This window comes from Geobacter metallireducens GS-15, from assembly GCF_000012925.1.
Classification (GTDB): Bacteria; Desulfobacterota; Desulfuromonadia; order Geobacterales; family Geobacteraceae; genus Geobacter; species Geobacter metallireducens.
In genome coordinates, this window is sequence record NC_007517.1 from 820,656 (window position 1) to 841,086 (window position 20,431).

Annotated in this window: 18 protein-coding genes and 2 riboswitches; of the genes, 12 read left to right on the top strand and 6 right to left on the bottom strand. The window is 61.7% G+C overall.

Annotated features, from left to right (window positions below):
* The first annotated feature begins 1 nt into the window (after nucleotide 1).
* Entirely contained in the window at nucleotides 2-733 is a 732-nt protein-coding gene (locus GMET_RS03745) for a DnaA/Hda family protein (protein WP_004514464.1), read from the top strand.
* 280 nt (nucleotides 734-1,013) lie between these two features.
* Nucleotides 1,014-1,721 carry a PEP-CTERM sorting domain-containing protein gene (locus GMET_RS03750; RefSeq protein WP_004514465.1) on the top strand — a complete coding sequence of 236 codons (708 nt, stop codon included), beginning with the start codon at nucleotides 1,014-1,016 and terminating at the stop codon, nucleotides 1,719-1,721.
* Between the two features lie 137 nt (nucleotides 1,722-1,858).
* On the opposite strand, the gene GMET_RS03755 is transcribed toward GMET_RS03750, so the two are convergent.
* The 3 genes from GMET_RS03755 to GMET_RS03765 all read right to left on the bottom strand — a co-directional run bounded on the left by GMET_RS03755 (nucleotide 1,859) and on the right by GMET_RS03765 (nucleotide 6,477).
* On the bottom strand, nucleotides 1,859-3,622 hold the full coding sequence (locus GMET_RS03755; protein WP_011365718.1) for a S8 family serine peptidase: 1,764 nt from the start codon (nucleotides 3,620-3,622) through the stop codon (nucleotides 1,859-1,861).
* Between the two features lie 76 nt (nucleotides 3,623-3,698).
* Nucleotides 3,699-3,782: riboswitch (cyclic di-GMP riboswitch) on the bottom strand.
* Nucleotides 3,783-3,853: 71 nt separating this feature from the next.
* The gene (locus GMET_RS03760) at nucleotides 3,854-4,570 is read right to left on the bottom strand and encodes a Crp/Fnr family transcriptional regulator (protein ID WP_004514798.1); all 717 of its coding nucleotides are present in this window, start codon (nucleotides 4,568-4,570) and stop codon (nucleotides 3,854-3,856) included.
* Nucleotides 4,571-4,713: 143 nt separating this feature from the next.
* Entirely contained in the window at nucleotides 4,714-6,477 is a 1,764-nt protein-coding gene (locus GMET_RS03765) for a S8 family serine peptidase (RefSeq protein WP_011365719.1), read from the bottom strand.
* A 76-nt stretch (nucleotides 6,478-6,553) separates the two neighbouring features.
* Nucleotides 6,554-6,637: riboswitch (cyclic di-GMP riboswitch) on the bottom strand.
* Nucleotides 6,638-6,851: 214 nt separating this feature from the next.
* Between GMET_RS03765 and GMET_RS03770 the strand changes: the two genes are divergently transcribed.
* The 9 genes from GMET_RS03770 (at nucleotide 6,852) to GMET_RS03805 (ending at nucleotide 13,185) form a co-directional block, all read left to right on the top strand.
* Complete coding sequence (locus GMET_RS03770) at nucleotides 6,852-7,394, top strand: epoxyqueuosine reductase QueH (RefSeq protein WP_004513497.1); 543 nt, start codon at nucleotides 6,852-6,854, stop codon at nucleotides 7,392-7,394.
* Nucleotides 7,394-7,606: a DUF2905 domain-containing protein gene (locus GMET_RS03775; protein ID WP_004513498.1), complete on the top strand. Its 213-nt coding sequence runs from the start codon at nucleotides 7,394-7,396 to the stop codon at nucleotides 7,604-7,606. The genes GMET_RS03770 and GMET_RS03775 overlap by 1 nt, the downstream gene beginning before the upstream one ends.
* Nucleotides 7,607-7,702: 96 nt before the next feature.
* Nucleotides 7,703-8,764, top strand: a complete 1,062-nt coding sequence (locus tag GMET_RS03780) for an SPFH domain-containing protein (protein ID WP_004513499.1) — start codon at nucleotides 7,703-7,705, stop codon at nucleotides 8,762-8,764.
* 3 nt (nucleotides 8,765-8,767) lie between these two features.
* Nucleotides 8,768-9,253 carry a hypothetical protein gene (locus GMET_RS03785; protein WP_004513500.1) on the top strand — a complete coding sequence of 162 codons (486 nt, stop codon included), beginning with the start codon at nucleotides 8,768-8,770 and terminating at the stop codon, nucleotides 9,251-9,253.
* Nucleotides 9,198-9,485 carry a hypothetical protein gene (locus GMET_RS18950; protein ID WP_004513501.1) on the top strand — a complete coding sequence of 96 codons (288 nt, stop codon included), beginning with the start codon at nucleotides 9,198-9,200 and terminating at the stop codon, nucleotides 9,483-9,485. Before GMET_RS03785 ends, GMET_RS18950 begins: the two co-directional genes overlap by 56 nt.
* The gene (locus GMET_RS03790) at nucleotides 9,486-10,463 is read left to right on the top strand and encodes a zinc ribbon domain-containing protein (RefSeq protein ID WP_004513502.1); all 978 of its coding nucleotides are present in this window, start codon (nucleotides 9,486-9,488) and stop codon (nucleotides 10,461-10,463) included. It begins immediately after the preceding gene.
* On the top strand, nucleotides 10,456-11,109 hold the full coding sequence (locus GMET_RS03795) for a hypothetical protein (RefSeq protein ID WP_004513503.1): 654 nt from the start codon (nucleotides 10,456-10,458) through the stop codon (nucleotides 11,107-11,109). Before GMET_RS03790 ends, GMET_RS03795 begins: the two co-directional genes overlap by 8 nt.
* A 76-nt stretch (nucleotides 11,110-11,185) precedes the next feature.
* Nucleotides 11,186-11,506 carry a phasin family protein gene (locus GMET_RS03800; RefSeq protein ID WP_004513504.1) on the top strand — a complete coding sequence of 107 codons (321 nt, stop codon included), beginning with the start codon at nucleotides 11,186-11,188 and terminating at the stop codon, nucleotides 11,504-11,506.
* Nucleotides 11,500-13,185 (top strand): ABC1 kinase family protein, encoded by a 1,686-nt coding sequence (locus tag GMET_RS03805; protein WP_004513505.1) that lies wholly within the window; start codon nucleotides 11,500-11,502, stop codon nucleotides 13,183-13,185. Before GMET_RS03800 ends, GMET_RS03805 begins: the two co-directional genes overlap by 7 nt.
* Nucleotides 13,186-13,345: 160 nt before the next feature.
* Here GMET_RS03805 and GMET_RS03810 read toward each other — a convergent pair whose 3' ends face one another.
* A complete protein-coding gene (locus tag GMET_RS03810) occupies nucleotides 13,346-14,452 on the bottom strand; it encodes a DUF362 domain-containing protein (protein ID WP_004513506.1) in 1,107 nt (368 codons plus the stop codon).
* A 163-nt stretch (nucleotides 14,453-14,615) separates the two neighbouring features.
* Between GMET_RS03810 and GMET_RS03815 the strand changes: the two genes are divergently transcribed.
* Complete coding sequence (locus GMET_RS03815; protein WP_004513507.1) at nucleotides 14,616-15,353, top strand: response regulator; 738 nt, start codon at nucleotides 14,616-14,618, stop codon at nucleotides 15,351-15,353.
* A gap of 224 nt (nucleotides 15,354-15,577) precedes the next feature.
* Here the strand turns inward: GMET_RS03815 and GMET_RS03820 are convergent, their stop codons facing one another.
* Nucleotides 15,578-18,388, bottom strand: a complete 2,811-nt coding sequence (locus GMET_RS03820) for a GPMC system transcriptional regulator (RefSeq protein WP_004513508.1) — start codon at nucleotides 18,386-18,388, stop codon at nucleotides 15,578-15,580.
* Nucleotides 18,389-18,586: 198 nt separating this feature from the next.
* Entirely contained in the window at nucleotides 18,587-20,431 is a 1,845-nt protein-coding gene (locus GMET_RS03825; RefSeq protein WP_004513509.1) for a TIGR04442 family protein, read from the bottom strand.

Below are 20,431 nucleotides of genomic sequence, written 5' to 3' on the forward strand. Positions count from 1 at the left end.
CATGCAACTTGTCTTCGACTTTCCCGTCAATCCCAAGTATTCCCTCGACAATTTCGTCATCTGCTCCGGCAACGAAACCGCCTACCGCTTTGTCCGGCGGCTCACGGACGACGAGGGGGCGGAGAACCTCCTCTACCTCCACGGCCCCTCCGGGTCCGGAAAGACCCACCTTCTCATGGCGATTGGAGCACACTTCAGCGCACGGGCGGGACTCTCGTCGGTTCCCTGCATCTCCTTCAAGGACGTGGACGAGGTGTATGGCGGAGAATACCCGGCCGAGGCGGTGTCGAAACTGGCCGAGCGGTTTCGCAACGCTCCGGCCCTCCTCGTGGACGACCTCCACCTCATCCCCGACCAGCAGGCGGTGCGGGTCGAGCTCTGGCAACTCTTCAACGACTTTTACCAGGCCGGCCGCCCCATCGCTATCACCGGCCTGTACCCCCCGAAAGAACTTCCCACCATTGATGACCACCTCATCTCCCGCCTCCTCTGGGGGCTCGTGGCCCGGGTCGACATCTCCGACGACGACTCCCGCCGTCTCATCATGAAAAAACTCGCTGATGACCGCCAGATTGTCCTCCCCGCCGACGTCATCGATTACCTCCTCCTCCACGTCCGCCGCGACGTTCCCTCCCTCATTGAGGCACTGGACGCTATCAGCCGGTATGCCCTGGCCGCCAAGCGGAAGGTTTCCGTGCGGCTGGCCCGGGAGGCGCTGGCTTTTCACTCCTAAAATTTTTCATCGTTGTTGAAGTTTACTTGTTGGATTGTCGGATTACTTTACATGCGTGTTGTCGCGTTTTGTTGTCGTAACTGTTCGAAATGACTTGCTATTATGTGATTGGTGTCGTGCTGTGTCGGATTTGCTTTCAGGTTGATGGATGGTGTTGTTGATATGGCTGGTGATTTCAACTAGTTACGAATGGCATACTCTGTGCTAATTAAAAATCCAAAGTTCTCACTTTAAGCTTTAAGAAGTAGCGATTTGATCGCATAGAAGAACGGAGGCATTTATGAAAAGGATACTATTTGCGCTTGCGCTGGTTGCATCAGTGGCAACATCTGGCTGGGCTATTACGTATACTGGTTCACTAGCCAGCAGTCCTGGTGGTGGATTGCTTGCAACTCTGGACTGGGCAGGGATAACCACTGCCGGTGCTCCTAATTCTTCCCTGAGTTGGACTGTTGACGATACGACCAATACCGGTCTCTGGACCTACAACTACATCTGGACCGGAACGCGTAAGGGATTGAGCCACATCGTCATTGAAGTGTCGGATACTTTTACTAAAGACAACATTATGCAAATTTCCAGCGGGTATGATGGGGATGCCCCTAAAACCTATTCTCCTTCTGATGCATCCAATGATGGCCTTCCCGCTGACATTTGGGGCATAAAGTGGAATGCTGAGGGAACTGTCTTCAATTTCAGTATCGTTACCGATCGTGAGCCCATGTGGGGCGATGTATATGCCCGTGATGGAAAGACTGGCGGATCAGATGTCTATGCGTACAATACCGGCTTCGGCTTCGATACTGCTGCTGTCATTGCCGATGGCAACGCGTTCGATCAAGCGACCGGTCGCGCATGGGCACTGGTTCCCGATACGGAGAATGGCGGCGGCGGGCAGCAGGAGGTCGTTCCCGAACCGGGCACGATTATGCTCCTCGGCACCGGTCTGATCGGCCTTGCGCTTTATGGCAGGAGACGGATGAAGTAACACACAGCTACAATCCAAGGGATACGTTGAAGGGGAGACGGCACGCGCTGTCTCCCCTTCGTGCGCCTGGGGATGAAATGAGAAAGGGGACAGTCAATTGGCTGTCCCCTTTGTTCTGAATAGTGGTCGAAGCGGCGTTACTTGTAAACCGTTATGGAAGTGGTTGTGGTGTTGCCGGCGGCATCGAAGGCTTTGGACAGTATGGTGTGGGCACCGGTAGCGATTTTTCGCGTATTCCAGCTGTAAGACAGGCTGGTGACGCCTGTTTTGCTGGTTGCCAGCTTGCCGTCAATGTAGAGCTCGATGCGGCTTACCCCCACATTGTCGCCGGCGGTGATGGTGATCGTTGCACTGGTCCCGACCTTTGCGCCGTTGGCCGGGGAGGTGATGGCGACGGTCGGGGCGATGGTGTCGGGAGTGTTTGAAACCTTGACCGAAACAGCGCTTGATTGCCCCATGTTTCCCGCGCCGTCGAAGGCCACGGCCTCCAGGGTGTAGGAGCCGTCCGCCGTGGTGGTGGTGTCCCACGAGAAGGCGTAGGGCGCGGTGGTTGCCGTGGCGAAGGGGGCGCCGTTGATGCGGAGCTCCACCTTGGCCACGCCGACGTTGTCAGAAGCCGCCACCGCCACCGACGCGTTTCCTTTCACGATACTGGAACTCGCGGGGGAGGTGATCGATGCGGTCGGGGCAGTTGTGTCGCCGACCGGCACTGCATTCTGGGCAGCCGTGAGGCTCTTGAGGACGTTGATCCGGCCGTAGCCGAAGTACTGATCGAAGCCGGGGGTGCCGATGTCGTCGGCATTTTTGGTGATGATGTCCACCACCTGGGCATTGGTCAGGGTCGGGTTAACGGAGAGGATCAGCGCGCCGAGCCCCGCCGCGATGGGAGAGGAGAAGGAGGTGCCGCTCACGCTCGCATAGCCGCCGCCGTTGGCGGTGGTGAGGATGGAGACGCCGGGGGCCGCGATATCGATGGTGGAGCCGTAGTTGGAAAAGCTCGCCTTGGCGTCGTTGGCGTCGGTGGCCGCCACCGACACGGCGTTGGTGCAGGCGGCCGGATAGTAGGGGGTGCTCGTGTTGTAGTTGGCTGCCGAGGCAAAGACAATGGCTCCTTTGTTCCAGGCGTAGTTCACGGCATTCTGGAGAGTCGAGGAACTGGTGGAGCCGCCGTAGCTGAGATTGATGATGCGGACCCCATGATCGGCGGCGTAGGTGATGGCACTGGCCATGCGCGAGTAGGTAGCGTAGCCGGTGGAATCCGCGATCACCAGGGGCATGATCTGGTTCTGCCACGCCACGCCGGCAACCCCGGCGCCGTTATTACCCATGGCCCCGGCCGAGCCTGCGACCTTTGTCCCGTGCCCGGTCACATCGTGGGTATCGGTGTTGTTGAAGACAAAGTTGAAACCGGGGAGAAGCTTGCCGGCCAGGTCCGGGTGAGATGGATCGACGCCCGAGTCCAGGATGGCGATGTCAACGGAACTGGAGCCGGTGGAGATGTCCCATCCCGCCGGAGCGGCAATCTTGGGGAGATGCCACTGGGAGGCGTAGGAGGGATCGTTGGGAACCATTGTCTGCTCAGCCAGGTAATTCTCTTCGACGAACGTTACGTGGGGATTCTTGGCCAGAGCAGCCTTGACCTTTGCCCGGGCAGCAGCAGGGACCTTGATCCTCTTTACCCGGATCGGAGCGATTTCCTCGGCTTCCCGGGCGCCGGCTCCCTTGAGGACGGTGTCGGCATTGGCCTTGTGGACGCCAGCCTTGAACTGGACAAGGAGCTCATCGGTTACGAACTTCTGGGGAGGGGGTGCGGCACCGGCCATTCCCGCTGCCAGGCAGAGGATGCCGAGGGTGCCAAGGTGAAGGGTGATCTTTCCACAAACTCGTTTCGTGCAGCGCATGCGCCACCTCCATGGGTTGAGTTTGCTTCCTACCTCAGAAACAGACCCCCGTACCTATGGAAGGCGGGCGTTGCTCTTCGACAACCCGGCTATCCTGACCATGGAGTCAGGACCCGTGGCTTTGCGTCCCCCGGTTACCCGAAGTTTGCCCTTTCGGAAACTTTCTTCTTTATCTGTTACTACATTTCGGCGTCAGGATGGATAACTTGAGGGGAAAAAATGTGACTTGAATCACAAAAACGGGGGATTGAGAAAGAGGGTAGGTTTGAGGAGCATTCTTCTGCTGGCGAGGAGTTCGATCTCTCCAGCACGGGAGAAGCGGCCCAAAATGCGGCTTGCCGTCTCCCGGGATACCGATGCGTAACCGGCGACGGTGCGGTGGGTTAGCTTGATGCTGAGAATTTTGCCACGAGAATCGTCCACGCCATACTGGGTTCCGAGATATTTGAGGACTCCCCTGACCTTCTGCTCGGCGGAGGAAAAGCGTGACAGCTTCATGAGGAACCATGATTCGCGCAGCCGCGAACAAAGCACGCTGATGATCTGCCGCAGCATCCGGTCGTTGGTGAGAATCTGGTTTTCAAAGGCTGTCCGGGCAATGAGGCCGACGGTGGCGTCTTCGTGGGCGATGAGCGTTGCCGGAGACGTGCGGCCGTCAAGGAGGGCCATTTCGCCGAAAAACGCCCCCTTGCGATGAATGGCAAGGACCTGTTCCGTGCCGTCGTTGCTGTGCTGGACTACCCGCACTTTTCCCGCAAGGACGAGGTACATGTAGTTGGCTGTATCGGCTTCATGAAGGATGGTGCGATTTTTCGGAAAGACCTGGATCTCAATGAGCTTGCTTAACGTATTGATGTCATCGGGTGGGAGGGGGGCAAAGAGCGGAATGGCGCTCAGAATCGATTGGAGAGGGGCCGGTATGGTTGTACGTGGATTCTTGGAGTTCATGGTGAGATACCTGTCGGTTGCCGGATTATAATGCAAGTATAGCAGCCTTGAAGATGAATACACGTAACAGGGTAACAGACAAAAAAAGAGGGGAGGGGCTGACTCTGCCCTCTCCCCTTTTCGTTAACCCGCAATGGAGTTGATTACTTGTAGACGGTAATGGTGGTCGTACCGACGTTTCCGAACCAGTCGAAGGCCTTGGCGAGAATTGTGTGAGTGCCCGTGGCTACCTTGCGGGTGTTCCATGCATAGGTGAGGGTGTTGGTGCCGCTTGCCGTGGTGAGGAGGAGTCCGTCAAAGTAAAGTTCAATCTTTCTGACCGCCAGATTGTCTTTTGCTGAAATGCTGACCGTCGTTTTTGTGCCGAGCGTGATGCCCGTTGCCGGCGCTGTGATGGAGACCGTGGGCGCAATGGTGTCCAGTGAGTTGTACACGACGATTCCCGCTAGGCTCAATTCTCCCACGTTCCCGGCGGCGTCATAGGCTTTGACCGCGATAGTGTAGATGCTGTCGGGCAGGGTGGTTGTGTCCCATGAGAAGCTGAAGGGGGATGTGTTACTGGAGGCGTACAGTGCGCCGTTTATGTAAAGCTCTATCCGGGTGACACCGATGTTGTCGGCTGCCGCAACGTTGACTGTTACCGTTCCCTTGACCGTCGAGCCGGCGTTGAGCGATGGGATTGAGACTGTCGGGGCAGTTGTGTCGCCGACCGGCACCGCATTCTGGGCAGCCGTGAGGCTCTTGAGGACGTTGATCCGGCCGTAGCCGAAGTACTGATCGAAGCCGGGGGTGCCGATGTCGTCGGCATTTTTGGTGATGATGTCCACCACCTGGGCATTGGTCAGGGTCGGGTTAACGGAGAGGATCAGCGCGCCGAGCCCCGCTGCGATGGGAGAGGAGAAGGAGGTGCCGCTCACGCTCGCATAGCCGCCGCCGTTGGCGGTGGTGAGGATGGAGACGCCAGGGGCGGTGATATCGATGGTGGAACCGTAGTTGGAGAAGCTCGCCTTGGCGTCGTTGGCGTCGGTGGCCGCCACCGACACGGCGTTGGTGCAGGCGGCCGGATAGTAGGGGGTGCTCGTGTTGTAGTTGGCTGCCGAGGCAAAGACAATGGCCCCTTTGTTCCAGGCGTAGTTCACGGCATTCTGGAGAGTCGAGGAACTGGTGGAGCCGCCGTAGCTGAGATTGATGATGCGGACCCCATGATCGGCGGCGTAGGTGATGGCACTGGCCATGCGCGAGTAGGTAGCGTAGCCGGTGGAATCCGCGATCACCAGGGGCATGATCTGGTTCTGCCACGCCACGCCGGCAACCCCGGCGCCGTTATTACCCATGGCCCCGGCCGAGCCTGCGACCTTTGTCCCGTGCCCGGTCACATCGTGGGTATCGGTGTTGTTGAAGACAAAGTTGAAACCGGGGAGAAGCTTGCCGGCCAGGTCCGGGTGAGATGGATCGACGCCCGAGTCCAGGATGGCGATGTCAACGGAACTGGAGCCGGTGGAGATGTCCCATCCCGCCGGAGCGGCAATCTTGGGGAGATGCCACTGGGAGGCGTAGGAGGGATCGTTGGGAACCATTGTCTGCTCAGCCAGGTAATTCTCTTCGACGAACGTTACGTGGGGATTCTTGGCCAGAGCAGCCTTGACCTTTGCCCGGGCAGCAGCAGGGACCTTGATCCTCTTTACCCGGATCGGAGCGATTTCCTCGGCTTCCTGGGCGCCGGCTCCCTTGAGGACGGTGTCTGAATTGTCCTTGTGGACGCCAGCCTTGAACTGGACGAGGAGCTCATCGGTTACGAACTTCTGGGGAGGGGGGGCGGCACCGGCCATTCCCGCTGCCAGGCAGAGGATACCGAGGGTGCCAAGGTGAAGGGTGATCTTCCCACAAACTCGTTTCGTGCAGCGCATGCGCCACCTCCATGGGTTGAGTTTGCTTCCTACCTCAGAAACAGACCCCCGTACCTATGGAAGGCGGGCGTTGCTCTTCGACAACCCGGCTATCCTGACCATGGAGTCAGGACCCGTGGCTTTGCGTCCTCCGGTTACCCGAAGTTTGCCCTCTCGGAAACATGTTTGTTATAAAACAGAGCAAAAAATACCAGATAATAGTGTGTTAATCAAGGAGTCGTGACGGTTGTCACAGAAATTATTAATAGCTCATTGAGGTGCCTTTGCAGAACTATCGCCCGTCAGCTTCGCGTATGAATGCTTGAGCCTGCTGTACCGTTTGGGGTACTATCGGCATAGAGTATCGTTCAGACGTCATTCTCAAGGGTTAAGTCATGAAAATCCTCCTCCATATGTGCTGCGGGCCGTGCGCCGCCTATCCGGTTGAGCAACTCCGGGGCCAAGGCGCGGCGGTGACCGGCTACTGGTTCAACCACAATATCCACCCCTATCAGGAGTACATGCGTCGTCGCGACACGGTGCGGGCGTATGCGGAAAAGGTGAGGCTCGATGTGATCTGGCGCGACGAGTACCGGCTGGAGGAGTTCCTGGCCGCGGTGGCCCAGAACCCGGACGATCGCTGCTTTTACTGCTACTTCTCTCGTCTTGATGCTGTCGCGGCCGCAGCAGCGGCAGGAGGATTCGACGCGTTCAGTTCCACGCTCCTCTACAGCCGCTACCAGAAGCATGACGCGATCCGCGACTGCGCCGAGCGGGCGGCAGAGCGTCACGGCGTGGCCTTCCATTACGACGACTACCGGCGGGGATGGCAGGAGGGGATCCGCCTCTCCAAGGAGCTGGGGCTCTACCGCCAGCAGTACTGCGGCTGCATTTACAGCGAGAAGGAACGGTATCATCCGCGGGAAGGGGCGAAGTGATGCAGGGGCTCGGCAAATCGCTCATCGTCTTCGGGCTCATCATTGCCGCCATCGGAGTCGCCCTCACCTTCGCCGGCAAGATTCCCTGGCTCGGCCGGCTTCCCGGCGATATCTACGTGAAGCGCGACAACTTCACCTTCTACTTCCCCCTCGCCACGAGCATCCTCATCTCCGTGATTCTTTCCCTCATCCTCTGGCTTCTGAGGAAGTGAGCATCTTCTGTTAAAATCCCTCAAGTTTTGTCACTGTTGCCCGATACGTGCTACAAGCTGCAACAACGTGAAACGGCTGTTTGAACGGAGGTCCCCGTGGCGATCAATGACATGAACGCGGTCTTTCTCGAAGTTATCGAGTGGTTCGACGACAGCGGCCGGGAGATGGTCCGCCGCATACCTCCCCAGGGGTCGGCGGAGATCAAATTCGGCTCCCAGTTGGTGGTGCGGGAGAGCCAGCGGGCGGTCTTCTTCAAGGACGGCAAGGTCGCCGACTGCTTCGGCCCGGGGCGTCATACCCTCACGAGCGCCAACCTCCCGATCCTGACCAAGCTCCTGGCGCTCCCCTGGGGGTTCACCTCACCCTTCCGCTGCGAAGTCTGCTTCGTGGGGATGCACACCTTTACCGATCTCCGCTGGGGGACCAAGGAGCCGGTCCCCTTCCGTGACAGCCGCTTCGGCATGGTACGTCTGCGGGCCTTCGGCTCCTACACCCTGCGGGTTGTGGAGCCCCAGCTCCTGGTGAACGCCCTGGTGGGGACCCGGGGGCTCTACACGGCCGCCGAGCTGGAGGAGTTCTTCCGGGACATCATCGTGGCGCGGCTGAACGACTACCTGGGTGAGACCATCGACACGGTCCTTGACCTCCCGGCCCGGTACGACGAGATGGCTTCAGCCCTCAAGGAGCGTCTTGCCGGGGATTTCGGCGGTTTTGGCATCGAGATGGCCGAACTCTACGTGAATGCGATTACGCCGCCGCCGGAGGTCCAGAAGGTCATTGACGAGCGCAGCTCCATGGAGGCGGCCGGGGACGTGGACCGCTATCTGAAGTTCAAGGCGGCCCAGAGCCTGGAGAAGGCGGCCTCGGCGGAAGGGGGCGGCGAGGCGGCCCAAGGGATGGGGCTCGGCCTTGGGGCCGGTCTCGGCATGATCCTCCCCGGCATGGTGGCCAACGCCATGGGGGGAGGGGGGGCGAAACCGGCACCGGCTCCTGCGGGAGGGGGGTGTCCCCGTTGTGCAACGCCGCTTGTGGCTGGGGCCAGGTTCTGCCACCAGTGCGGCGCTGCCGCGGAACCCGGCTTTTGCGCCGGCTGCGGCAAGGAGCTGCCGGGGGATGCCCGGTTCTGCCCCGGGTGCGGACGGCCCGCCGGAGGATAGCCGGTGACCGTGTCCTGCCCCCAATGCGGCGCCTCGGTCGAGGCCCGCACCGAGACCCGCTTCCACCACTGCCCCTTCTGCACCTCCTCCTTTGTGGCGGAAGAGGGAAGGGGGATTGTCGAATATTACCTGGCCCACAGCCGGGATGACCGGTTGGCATGGAGCACCCTCGCCTCCACCCTGGAGGGTGGGGGGGATGATTCGCCGGTGGAGCGGCTCGGCTGCGAGTATCTCGTGGCCCCCTTCTGGCTCTCCCGCTCCGGCGGCGGAACGCGCCTCGTCCCGGCCCTGCGGCACCCGTGGTTCGGGATGGCATCCCTGGTTCTCCCCGGGGGGGATCTCCTCTACGTACCGAAGGGAAGCGATTTCACCCCGCCCGACATCCCCGTGGCCGAGGCCCTGGGGGGACGGGGCCGGGAGGGAGCCCGGCTCCTTGGCCCTCGTCCATCTTCCCCTCTATCTCCTCACCTTCCGCGTTGGCGGCAGTGATTGCCGGGCCGTGGTATCGGCGGTGGACCGCCGGGCGTATCTCCTGGATCCCCTGCCACGGAGCGCCGTTACGCTTCCGCTGCGCCACGTGGCGCTGGTGGTGGGGTATTCCCTGCTCCTTGTCATCGTCGGCATGGCGGTGAAGAACCACCTCCACCGGGCCATTGCCTTCGCCATCATCTTCGGAATGGCATATTTCTCCTTCAATGCGTTTCTCCGGCGGGAGGCCTGAATGGCCGAGCAGCAGACCGTCACCATCTCCTGTCCCCAGTGTGCAAGCCCCTTCTCCTTCCGGGAGGGTGACCGCAACGCCCGGTGCCCCTCCTGCGGCACCTCCCTTGCCATCTCGGGGGAGGCGGGGATTTCCCGATTCTGGATCGAGGAGCGGATCGACCTGGCCCAGGCCCGGGCCAATGCCCGCAGGGCCGTGGCCGCGGCAGGCGGCGACCCGGATGTGGTGGAGCGGCTCCGGTTCGAGGGGGGCGAGCTTTGCTTTCTCCCCTTCTGGCGGTTGCGGGGGCACGCCGCCGGCTGGCTCTGGACCGAGCGGGAAACGGTGACGCGGGAGGAAGAGTACGACGAGAACGGCATGAAGACGGTGCGGGAGGTGCGGGGCCCCAACCAGTGCGCCACCGAGAGCGTCATGGTGGCGGTGGACTACAGCTCTCCGGCCTGCGATGTGTCGCGCTTCGGCCTGCGGGGGATCGCCGTGGCCGGCGCCGTCCTTCCCCTCCGGGGGATGGATTTCGTTCTCGTCTCCGGCCGGGGGACGGTGTTCGACCCGGTGAAGGACCCCGACGAGGTGCGGCGGGAGGCGGTGGCTCAGGCCAGGGCCAGGGGCGGGGGAAACGGGGTGATCCGCTCCACGGGGCGCTTCTCCCTCTGCGGGGAGCGCCTCGCCCTCATCTCGTACCCGGTCTGGAGCCTCACCTTCGCCCGTGACGAACGCCTCTATCCCGTCACCGTTGACGGGGTGAACGGCCGGGTTCTGGCGGGGCGGCTTCCGGGGAGCACTCGCCTGACGCTCCTGCGCCCCCTCCTTACGGTGACGCTCCTCGTGTTCGCCTTCACGCTCCATCAGCTTCTCGGCGCCGCCGTCGCCGTGGGGTTCCTGGGGTGGCTGGCCGCCAACGGCGGGCTCTCTCCGGAGCGGCTTGCCGGCTGGTTTTTCGCCCTCGTGGAGCGGCAGAGGGAGGTGGAGCTTGGCTGACCGGCACGACCTCCGCGTCATCCCTCTCCGCTGTCCGGCCTGCGGCGCCACCCTTGAAGCGGGCGGAGAGGATGTCATCTATCCCTGCAAGCCGTGCGGCTCCTACCGGGAACTGGTGGGGGAAGAGCTGGTGCAGCGGGAGATTGTCCACGTGGCAGGCCCCGACTTGGACGCTCCCCCGGCCGCGCGGCGGGAGATGCCGCGGCTCCCCTTCTGGGTCTTCCCCTTCCGGGCGGTCACGGTCGGTGGTGAGGTGGCCACCCTCCGGGAGTATCTGGCCCTGGCGGGCTCAGTCTCCCCGCTCTCGCCGGGCCGGGGGGAGAAGTCTCCCCTGGTCTTTGTACCGGCCTTCGCTGCCAAGTCAGCCTCGCTTCTCAGGGCCGGTCGCCTCCTGACCCTCCGATCCCCCGCCTTTGGTCGCTCCGCCGGCGTCCCTTCGCGCATTGCCCCCATCGTCTTCCGTGAGGCCGATGCCCGTGCCCTGACCGAAGCAGTGGTGCTCGCCACCGTCGCCACGGAGCGGCGCGTGAACCAGCGGTTTCTCGACTCTTTTGCAGTTCGGTGCGGGGCCGGCCGACTCCTCTCGATCCCCTTCGACGACCGGGAAGGAAGGCTCCATCAGCCCGATCTCGATCTGGAGATATAGGGAAGATGCTTGTCTTTTTCGCCATTCCTGCTACGTTTTAACCGTGTGATGACAGACCATTGAGGAGGATTCGACCATGATCGAGCTTATCGAAAAAGCGGTTCTGACCGGCCTGGGGGTTGTGTCCCTCTCCCAGAAGAAGGCCGAGGAGTTGGTGTCCGACCTGAAGGAGAAGTACAAGGTGGGGGAAGACGAGGGGAAGGCGCTCGTGGAGAAACTCCAGAACATGGCCAAGGATGCCCGTGAGCGGGTCGCCGAGATGGCGGACCAGGAGGTCAAGAGGGCTATCGAGCGGCTCGGCCTCGTCCCACGCGAAGAGTACGACCGTCTCGTGAAGCGGGTGGATGTCCTGGAGGCGAAGCTCTCCACCTGCACCGAACCCGGCACTGAATGCTGACGTTCATCCAGCTCAACCGCAATATTCGGAGCCTGCGGCGCTACCGGCAGATTGTCCGCGTCCTCTTCAAGTTCGGCTTCGACCATGCGCTGGAGCTCATGGGGCTCTCCCAGTTCGTGGCCCGGGGGCGCAAGCTCTTCCGCAGGCCGGCGTCGGAGCTTGCTCTCCTCTCGCCTGCCGAGCGGATGCGCCTCTCTCTGGAGGAGTTGGGACCCACCTTTGTGAAGCTGGGGCAGATCCTCTCCACCCGACCCGACGTCATTCCCCGCAGCTTCATCCTGGAATTCGCCAAGCTCCAGGATCAGGTGCCGTCGTTCCCCTTCGAGGCGGTGGAGGACCAGATCCGCAAGCACCTGGGACGGGAGCCGTCCGAGTGCTATTCCTTTATCGACTCCGAGCCCCTGGCCGCCGCCTCCATTGCCCAGGTCCACCGGGCCCGGCTCGTCTCCGGCGAGGATGTGGTCATCAAGGTCCGCCGTCCCGGCGTCGTGGGGCTCGTGGAGACCGATGTGGACGCCATGATGGGGCTCGCGATGCTGGCCGAGCGGCACCTCCCCGGCAGCGACCTCTACGATCCCGTGGGGCTCGTGAAGGAGTTTGCCCGCACCATCCGGCGAGAGATGGATTTCTCCCGGGAGGCCCATACCATCGAGAAGTTCGCCGAGAACTTCGCCGGCGACCCCACCCTCCATTTCCCCACGGTCTACTGGGGCCAGACCGCCGGCGGGGTCCTGACCATGGAGCACGTGGACGGGATCAAGGTCTCGGACACGGCGGCCCTGGATGCGGCGGGGCTCGACCGCAAGCTCCTCGCCCGGCGGGGGGCCGATGCCTTCCTCAAGATGGTCCTCATCCACGGCTTCTTCCACGGCGACCCCCATCCGGGCAACGTCCTGATCCTCCCCAACAACGTCATCTGCCTCCTGGACTACGGCATGGTGGGGCGCCTCGACACCCAGCTCAAGGGGTACCTGACCGACATCCTCCTGGCCATCGTGCAGCGTGATGTGGACGAGGTGATCTCGCTGCTGCTCTACTCCGGGGACATTACCGACACCCTCGACACCCGGGCCCTGCGGCGGGACCTGTCGGGGCTCATCGACAGCTACTACGAGGTGCCGCTCCAGCAGATCGAGGTGGGGCGGATGCTCCTTGAATTCCTGGAGGTGATCACCACCTACCACATCCGGTTCCAGCCCGACCTGATGCTCCTGGCCAAGGCCCTGGTGGCCATCGAGGGGATGGGGCGGGAGCTGGACCCCGACTTCGACATGGTGGAGCACCTGCGTCCCTTCATGAAAAAGGCCCTGCGGGACCGGTTCTCGCCGGAACACCTCGTGCGCGAAATGGGCTCGCACATCACCTCCTACGTGACCCTGTTCCGCAATCTTCCCAAGGATTTGAAGGAGTTCCTCAACCGGATCAATCGCAACAAATTCAAGATCGATCTGGAGCACCGGGGGCTCGACCGGGCCCTCAGGGACTTCGACAAGTCCATCAACCGCCTCTCCTCCAGCCTCATCATCGCCGCCCTTATCGTCGGTTCATCCATCATCATGCAGACCGACAAGGGGCCGAAGATCTTCGAATTTCCCATCTTCGCCTTCATGGGATACACCATCGCCGGCTTCATCGGCCTCTGGTGGGTCTTCGCCATCATCCGCTCCGGCAGGCTGTAGCTACATCCTTGCTGTTGCATTAATGCAACACTGGTCGTGGCGCCAGCACCACACCCGCAGCGCCGACGCCCCACTTTGAATGGTAACCTCTGTCCGCAACTGCTCTAAATTATTGAATATGTGCTTTGTGTGATGGTTGGCTCGGTAGTTCGCGATCTTCTTACACCTTCACCAACTCATACTCCCTTGTCCCCAAGCCGATCTTCTCGGCATGCACCAGTTGCACTTCCCAGTCGATGTCCGGGTGCACGCCCCGGAACTTGTCCCCCCCCGGTTCATGGCCGCTTTCCAGGGCCGTGTTCTGGTTACCCTGGGCGTCGTTGACGAGGTCGGCGCAGGCCTGGTCCAGGGCCACCGGGTCGGTGGAGGCGCAGATACCGATGTCGTTCACGATGGGGGCGTCGGCGTGGCCGTAGCAGTCGCAGGCGGGGGAGACCTGGGTGATGAAGTTGATGAAGAGGGTCTTCGTCTCTTTTCCCACGACCGCCCCCTTGGCGAATTCGGCCATCTTCTTCATGACGAGATCGGCGGCCTCGTTCCACTGGATCTGGACCGCCTTGGTGGGGCAGACGGTGATGCAGCGGCTGCAGCCGGCGCAGTGGGCGGGATCGAGCTTTGCCTTCCCCTCGATGATGGCGATGGCGTCATGGGCACAGGCCTTGAGGCAGAGGCCGCAGCCGGTGCAGTACGTCTCGGCGATCTTCGGGGCCACGGTGGAGTGCTGGGTCATCTTCCCCTCGCGGGTGGAGCATCCCATGCCGAGGTTTTTGAGGGCGCCGCCGAAACCGGTCAGCTCGTGGCACTTGAAGTGGGAGACCGCCACCATGGCGTCGGCCTCGGCGATGGCGGAGGCGATGGGAACCTTCTTGAGGATTTCGCCGTTCACCTCCACGACGGTCGCCGAGTTTCCCCGGAGACCGTCACACATGATGAGGGGGGCGCCGGCCACCGCGTAGGCGAAGCCGTTCTCGACGGCGCAGGTGAGGGCCGAGACGGCCTCCTTCCGCTCGCCGGGATAGAGGGTGGACGAATCAGTGAGAAATGGTTTGCCGCCGCATCCCTTGATTTCCTCCACCATCCGCCTGATGAAGATCGGGCGAATGAAGGTGTGGTTCCCCCGCTCGCCAAAGTGGACCTTGACTGCCACAAGATCCCCGGTGGAAACCCGCTCCCTGACCCCGGCCAGGATCATGAGCTTGCCGATCTTGTCGAAGAGGTTTTCCTTGTGGCCGGCCCGCATGTCGGCGAAATAGACTGTGTTCGGCATTGTCATGTCCTCCCTGGTGTGTCTGTCGTCGTCTCCCTGAAACGCTAACACAAGGGGCTCTGGTTTTCAATATTTGGGAGATTCTGGCCCTGTCCCCTTGCAGATGCATGAAAATTTGTTATTTTACTCATTAACAGTTCACGTGCGCAGTCCGGGGGATTCCATGAGTGATACGCAACGGCAGCCCGAAATCTGGCTGATGGGGTTGGGATGTGATGAGGAGCGTTCGGCGAAGGTGCGCGATTATCTGACCTATGCAGGATACCGGGTGACCTGCCACGGGATGGATGATTTTGCCGACGGCAGGCCCCTCGGGGTGGTTCTCGACCTCTCGCCCTTTTCCAGGGACGGGTGGGGGATTCTGCTCGACATCAAGAATAACGCGGCCACCCGTGACGTGCCGATACTGCCGGTCTATCTCAGCCAGGAGGGGAAGGTGGGAGGGATTTTCCCCGCTGTCGGATTTTTCACCCTTCCTGTCGATCCCGACTACCTCTTGACGAAATTGGCGGTGTTGGGGCTCACGGAGGATGCCGAGACCTGGGACCTGCAGGTGATGGTGGTGTCGAAGCGGGGTGAGGAGCATCTGGCCAAGGCGCTAACGTCCCTCGGCTTCGATGTGGTTAACGCATACACCGGCAAAGAGGCGGTTGCCCTTGCCACCATCGGCCGCCCCTTCATGGTCTTCTGCTGCGTAATGCTTCCCGACATGTCGGCGTTCGAGCTCATGGAGCGTTTCCGCCTCTTTCCCCAGGTGCGCAACGTTCCCTTCTTCGTGCTGGTCAAGGATGCCATGAAGGAGGGGGAGAGGGCGGCGCTGAGCCGTCAGGTCGAGCATCTGGTAAGGAAGAAAGAGCTGACGCGGGAGGAGTTTGCGACCCACCTTCGGCGCCGGCGCTGAATCCTTTTTTCCCCTCAAGTTTTTTTCGCGACGGCCGAAGAGATAACCAGAGCAGGCATTCGATGTTCGAAAGGAGGCGCAGGTCGAAACAGCGGTCCGAAAACCAGTGCTGTAGCACCTGAGGTAGGTTTCGGCCTACCGTAAACATCCGGCTAGTGCCGGGTCGACACCGTCTCGAGAAAAGGCTGCTGGGTTACTCCCCTGCAGCCTTTTCGTCTTTTTGCCTACAGCTTCACGGTCTTGTATAAAAAGTTCTTGAATTTAAAGAATTTTTTCCGCTCATCGTCGTTTTCCTCGTCGTCGCCGTTCACCGCTTTCAGATAACGGGCCACCTGGGGCATGGCCTTGCCCGCCGCATCCTTTGCCCGCTCGATAACGAGCCGCACCACATCCCGGGAGATGGCGTTGGCGGAGTAGGGCTCGTAGACCGCTTCCCAGAAGGTCGCGCCGTTGGCGATCTGCTGCATGATGTCAACTGACAGCCGTTCGTTGAGCTCCTGGGCGGCGTTGGCAGGGGGGAGTTCCCGCATGCCGGCGGCTAGGGCACGGCGGATGTCGTCGGCGGTAAGGACTTTCCCTTTCCGGAAGAAGAGCGCCCGCAGCAGGATGCTCCGTAGCTCCCGGATGTTGCCGTGGTAGTGGTGGTTCATCAGGAGCTGCTTGGCGTCGCGGGTGAGGGTGGGGGTGTCCTCCTTGGGCTCGTCGCCGCGATAGGTGCGGTAGAGCTTGCCGAGGAAGTGGGTGGCCAGGTCGGGGATATCCTCACGCCGGTCATTCAGGGACGGCACCCGCATCGACAGCTCCGAGAGGCGGTGGTAGAGGTCTTCCCGGAAGTTTCCCCGCCGGATCTCCTCGGTCAGGTCCTTGTTGGTGGCGGCCACCAGCAGCACCCGGCTGAACCGGTCCTGGTTGTCCCCCAGGCGCACGAAGCCGCCGTTGTCGAGAAAGCGCAGGAGCTGCACCTGGGTCTTGGGGTCGGCGTCGCCGATCTCATCCAGGAAGACGATTCCCCCCGCCGCTTCTTCCAGAATCCCCTTCCGGTCGCTGTAGGCGCCGGTGAAGGCCCCCTTCTTGTGGCCGAAGAGCTCCGAGTAGGTGAGGTCCCCGCTGTAGGCGGCGATGTTGGTCTTTTTCACCGGGAGCTGGCCGCTGGGGTTCAGTTTCTCCCGGTACATCTCGTTCAGCTTGTTGTAGAGGTTGTTGAAAAAGAATTCCTTGCCGGCGCCGGTCTGCCCCAGGACCAGGATGGAGGGGAGGCCGATGGTGGCTTCCTGGAGCACGTTCTTGGACCAGAGGGTGATCCGGTTGAAGAGGGGAACCGACACGGTCTCGATGAAGTCGACGATCTCCTGGGCCTTGCGGCTGTTGCCGATGATGTTGCCGAGGCGGTAGGAGGAGATCTGGGGGTCTTTGTAGGCCACGTCGCTTTTAAGTCGCGTCACCTCGTTCTGGAGCCGCTCGATCCGCGTCAGGTCCGAGATGTGCCGGGCCGTGAGCCGGTCGATGATCTGGAGGATCCGCTTGTGCTCCTCGGTGAACCAGGCCGGCTTCAGGGAGTTGAGGCAGACCACGGCGATCACCTCGTCGTCGCAGACGATGGGGACGGCGATCTCGCTCTGGATCTGCTCGTGCATGGAGCGGTGGAACCCCTCGCCCTGCTGTTCGTCGGCCACGTGGGCGATGATCCTGGGCTGCTTCGACCAGGCCACGTACCCCGTGAGGCTCCGTTCCTCCGGGGGGAGCTCCCCCCCGCCGATCCGGAAGGGGGGGATGTGCTTCTTCATCCACGCCTTGTTCTTGGCGCCGACGATGGTCCCTTCCTCGTCCTCCACCAGGAGCCACTTACCCCCTTCCCGCTCCTCCACGATGGCGATGCTCCCGGTGTCGGCGCCGATGAGCTCTGTCGCCTTGGAGAGGACCTTGGTGAGGAAGGGCTGCAGCTCTTCGGTCCGTTCCTGGAGGAGTTCGGTGATTTCGGCCAGGACCCGGATCTCCAGGTGCTCGCCGCCGATCTCGTTCACGGCCCGCTCGGCCATCTCGGCGTGGGTTTGGAGAAGCCCCATCTCGAAGTCGGAGAAACGGTAGAGCTCAACGGTGAAGTAGTTCACGAGGCAGATGACCTTGCGGCTGGACGGCTCGTAGCGGGGGACCACGTAGAGGGAACGGAGCGCCATCTCTTCGGTGAGGGCCTTCTTCTGGAGGGAGTGCTGGGTGAGGTCGGGGATGAAGAGGGGGCGCAGGAGCCGTTCGTCAGTAATGACGGCGTTGTCGTCGATGAAGCGGGAGATGAGGGAGGTGCCCCGCTGCAGCGCGATCTCTCCCTGTTCGTCGTAACGGGACTTGAACCGGGGGTCTTCCGAATGGCTGGCAAGGATGGCGAGTCGCGCCGTGCCGTCGTCGCCCATGACCGGCACGAGCACCGAGGCGAGCACCAGCTTGTCGATGAGGCGCACCGCCGACTGGACCATGAAGGAGGCGGCCTCCCGTTTTTTGTACTCGTCAACCCGCCGGGCCAGCAGGAGCTGCTGGTGGTAGATGCGGGCGGAGTCGATCCGGTCGGCCACGGAGGTGATGAACTCGCCCAGGAGGGCCTTATCCTTCCCCCTGAGGAGATCCGCCGGCTGGAAGCGGTCGATGCAGGCCACGCCGATGGACTTCCCCTGGCTCACCACCGGCAGGAGCGAGGAGATGCCGACGGCGAACCGCTCGGCAAAGCCGTTGTCGAAGGTGCTCGGGCCGGCCGGGTCATGCCGGAACTCAGCCGGGTACTGGCTGACGAACACGCTGGAGACCGTGGCCTCCCGGGAAATGATGGGGAAGCTTACCGCACGGATCTCGTCTGCCAGAGGGCCCGAGGCGTAGACGCAGGAGAGGACTCCGCGGGTCAGGTCCTCCAGGTAGATGCGGATACGGTCCTGGCCCGAGACGAGGCGGATTCCCTCGGCAACGGCATGGAGCATCTCCTCCAGGTTTTCCTTGCCATAGTCGGCGATGCGGTCGCGGAGTGCATTGAGCTGGGTGCTGAGATTGGTCATGGATGCCTCTGAGTGTAGGAAATGTACTCAGAAGCAGTGTAGGAGAAGGGGGGGAGGGAAGTCAAGGAAATCGGGGACCGGTGATCTGGGACCGGGGACCGGGAAGCGCATGTTCACATGGGTGCGGCTGGTGTGGCAGCATGGCTAACGCGGCTTTGGGAAGTGGGTTTTACTGGTCCCCGGTCCTTGGTCCCGGCCTTAACTGAGCCCTTTGCGTATCTGGTAGAGTTGTTCGAGGTCGAGCCGGTTCAGCTCGAAGTATTCCCGCTCCAGTTCCTCCACGTAGAAGCGGTCCAGGCCCGAGTTCTCCAGGAAATCCTCCCGCAGGGCGCTGTCCTTCTCGCCGATGATCTGGGGGAGGAGGTTATGGAGGTAGACCGCCTCCTTCTTGATGGTAACGATGGTCTCGTCAAAAAGCCGTGAGGGGATGGAGCCGGTTATGATTTTCCGTTTCCGCAGATCCTCGGTCACCTCGCGTTTCATGGTCGCCTGGTCGTCCCGGGTGGCGTAGTTGGAGTAGAAGTTCCTGATCCGGTCCCGCACATGGTTCAGGAGGGCGATGGCGAGCCGCTCCTCGCGGTCGATGGCCAGCAATTCGTCCAGCAGCGTCGCCACGGTGAGTCGGTTCTCCTCGATAAGCCGCAGCCCCGCCACGAGCGCCGTAACCTTCCTCCGTCCGTAGCGGCCCAGATACTTGTTCTCCAGGATCCCGTCAATGAAGATCTCGGTGAAGAGCCCCGGCCGCAACTCCTCGAAGGCGCTCCGGTTTCCCAGGAGGCTCCGGATCATCTCCTCGGAGATGCGCACGGTTTCCATGAACGCGAGTTGGTTCACCGCCTGGGACGTGGCGTCGAACCGGTCGAAATAGGTGATGATGTGGGAGAATCCCTCCAGGAGCGCCATGTCCGCCCCGTCGCGGATCCTCTCGTCGCACCCCTTGCTGGCGTCCAGAAGAATCTCCTCGAAGGTGTGGTCCCTGACCTCGGAGGCGCGCTTTTTGGCGAAAAGAAGCCTCACCATGTCCTCCCGGTCGATGGCGCTCTCGATCTCCCGTTCCCGCAGGAAGAGCCCTTCGAGGATCTGGCGGGTCTCGGCGATGGATTCGTGCTCCTCGGTCCCCCCGATCTTCTTGTCTTTTTTCAGCATGTCGTCGAGGGCGTAGAAGAGGGCACCAGGAATCTTGTTTCGCACCGACAGGGTCTTAAGGCGGGTGAGCCGGGCGTTTTCCAGGGCGCTGATCTCCCCCTTGAGGTGGCAGCCAATGAGGATGTTCTTGTATTCGTCAACGATCCGCCGATTGGCCGGATGTTTGTACATGACATCGATCCGGATCCGCTCCTGCTGGTAGCGGTCGATGTTGTGACGCTCGGCAATGTCCGAAAGCCCGGCGAAATCCTCGTCGGAGATTTTCTTGCTGGCAAAGTAGAGGCTGCGGAAGGTGTCGTAATATTCCCGGTGATGGATGTTCACCAGCTTGAAGAGAAAGAAGAGGGCGCCGGGGTCGTTCAGGAGCCCGAGCACCTCGTCGATGAGGGTGTTCTCGTCATGGGCGCCCACGGTCGGAGAGCGCTTGAGGGCCTTGCCGACGGCGCGGACGATGGCTGTCTGCTGTTGGCGGAGGCTCGCGCCGAGGCGTTCCGAGGCGAGGAAAAAGAAGTAGTTCGCCACCGCGTTGCCGTCGAAGAAAATTTTGTCGAAGCCCAACTCCCCACTGGTCTGTTCGCTGAAGTGGAGCGTCCCTCCCTCGTCGCCGGAGCGGGCGCCGTAGACCACGAGCCGGTTGATGACATCCCCCTTGGCCAGGTCAGCCATGGGCTGGTCCACGCCGAACATGTACTCGCAGAATGAGCCGCCATTGCCTGCGTGTCGTATGCCGCCGCGGCCGATGACGAACTCGTTGCCGGGGGAGAAGAAGCGAAGCTGCGCCCCGTTGCTCTCGGCGGCGTTGAAGAAGTAGCGCCGGTGGGCATCCTCGCCAGCCACGATGGCGTAATACTCGATTCGATCGTCGATATGTCCGTGGAGGCGGATGTCTTTGTTCAT

Bases quoted from the DNA above. Each gene is read 5' to 3' on its own strand.
- GMET_RS03745 (WP_004514464.1), top strand. From the start codon at position 2: ATGCAACTTGTCTTCGACTTTCCCGTCAATCCCAAGTATTCCCTCGAC.
- GMET_RS03750 (WP_004514465.1), top strand. From the start codon at position 1,014: ATGAAAAGGATACTATTTGCGCTTGCGCTGGTTGCATCAGTGGCAACA.
- GMET_RS03755 (WP_011365718.1), bottom strand. From the start codon at position 3,622: ATGCGCTGCACGAAACGAGTTTGTGGAAAGATCACCCTTCACCTTGGC.
- GMET_RS03760 (WP_004514798.1), bottom strand. From the start codon at position 4,570: ATGAACTCCAAGAATCCACGTACAACCATACCGGCCCCTCTCCAATCG.
- GMET_RS03765 (WP_011365719.1), bottom strand. From the start codon at position 6,477: ATGCGCTGCACGAAACGAGTTTGTGGGAAGATCACCCTTCACCTTGGC.
- GMET_RS03770 (WP_004513497.1), top strand. From the start codon at position 6,852: ATGAAAATCCTCCTCCATATGTGCTGCGGGCCGTGCGCCGCCTATCCG.
- GMET_RS03775 (WP_004513498.1), top strand. From the start codon at position 7,394: ATGCAGGGGCTCGGCAAATCGCTCATCGTCTTCGGGCTCATCATTGCC.
- GMET_RS03790 (WP_004513502.1), top strand. From the start codon at position 9,486: ATGGCCGAGCAGCAGACCGTCACCATCTCCTGTCCCCAGTGTGCAAGC.
- GMET_RS03800 (WP_004513504.1), top strand. From the start codon at position 11,186: ATGATCGAGCTTATCGAAAAAGCGGTTCTGACCGGCCTGGGGGTTGTG.
- GMET_RS03805 (WP_004513505.1), top strand. From the start codon at position 11,500: ATGCTGACGTTCATCCAGCTCAACCGCAATATTCGGAGCCTGCGGCGC.
- GMET_RS03810 (WP_004513506.1), bottom strand. From the start codon at position 14,452: ATGCCGAACACAGTCTATTTCGCCGACATGCGGGCCGGCCACAAGGAA.
- GMET_RS03815 (WP_004513507.1), top strand. From the start codon at position 14,616: ATGAGTGATACGCAACGGCAGCCCGAAATCTGGCTGATGGGGTTGGGA.
- GMET_RS03820 (WP_004513508.1), bottom strand. From the start codon at position 18,388: ATGACCAATCTCAGCACCCAGCTCAATGCACTCCGCGACCGCATCGCC.
- GMET_RS03825 (WP_004513509.1), bottom strand. From the start codon at position 20,431: ATGAACAAAGACATCCGCCTCCACGGACATATCGACGATCGAATCGAG.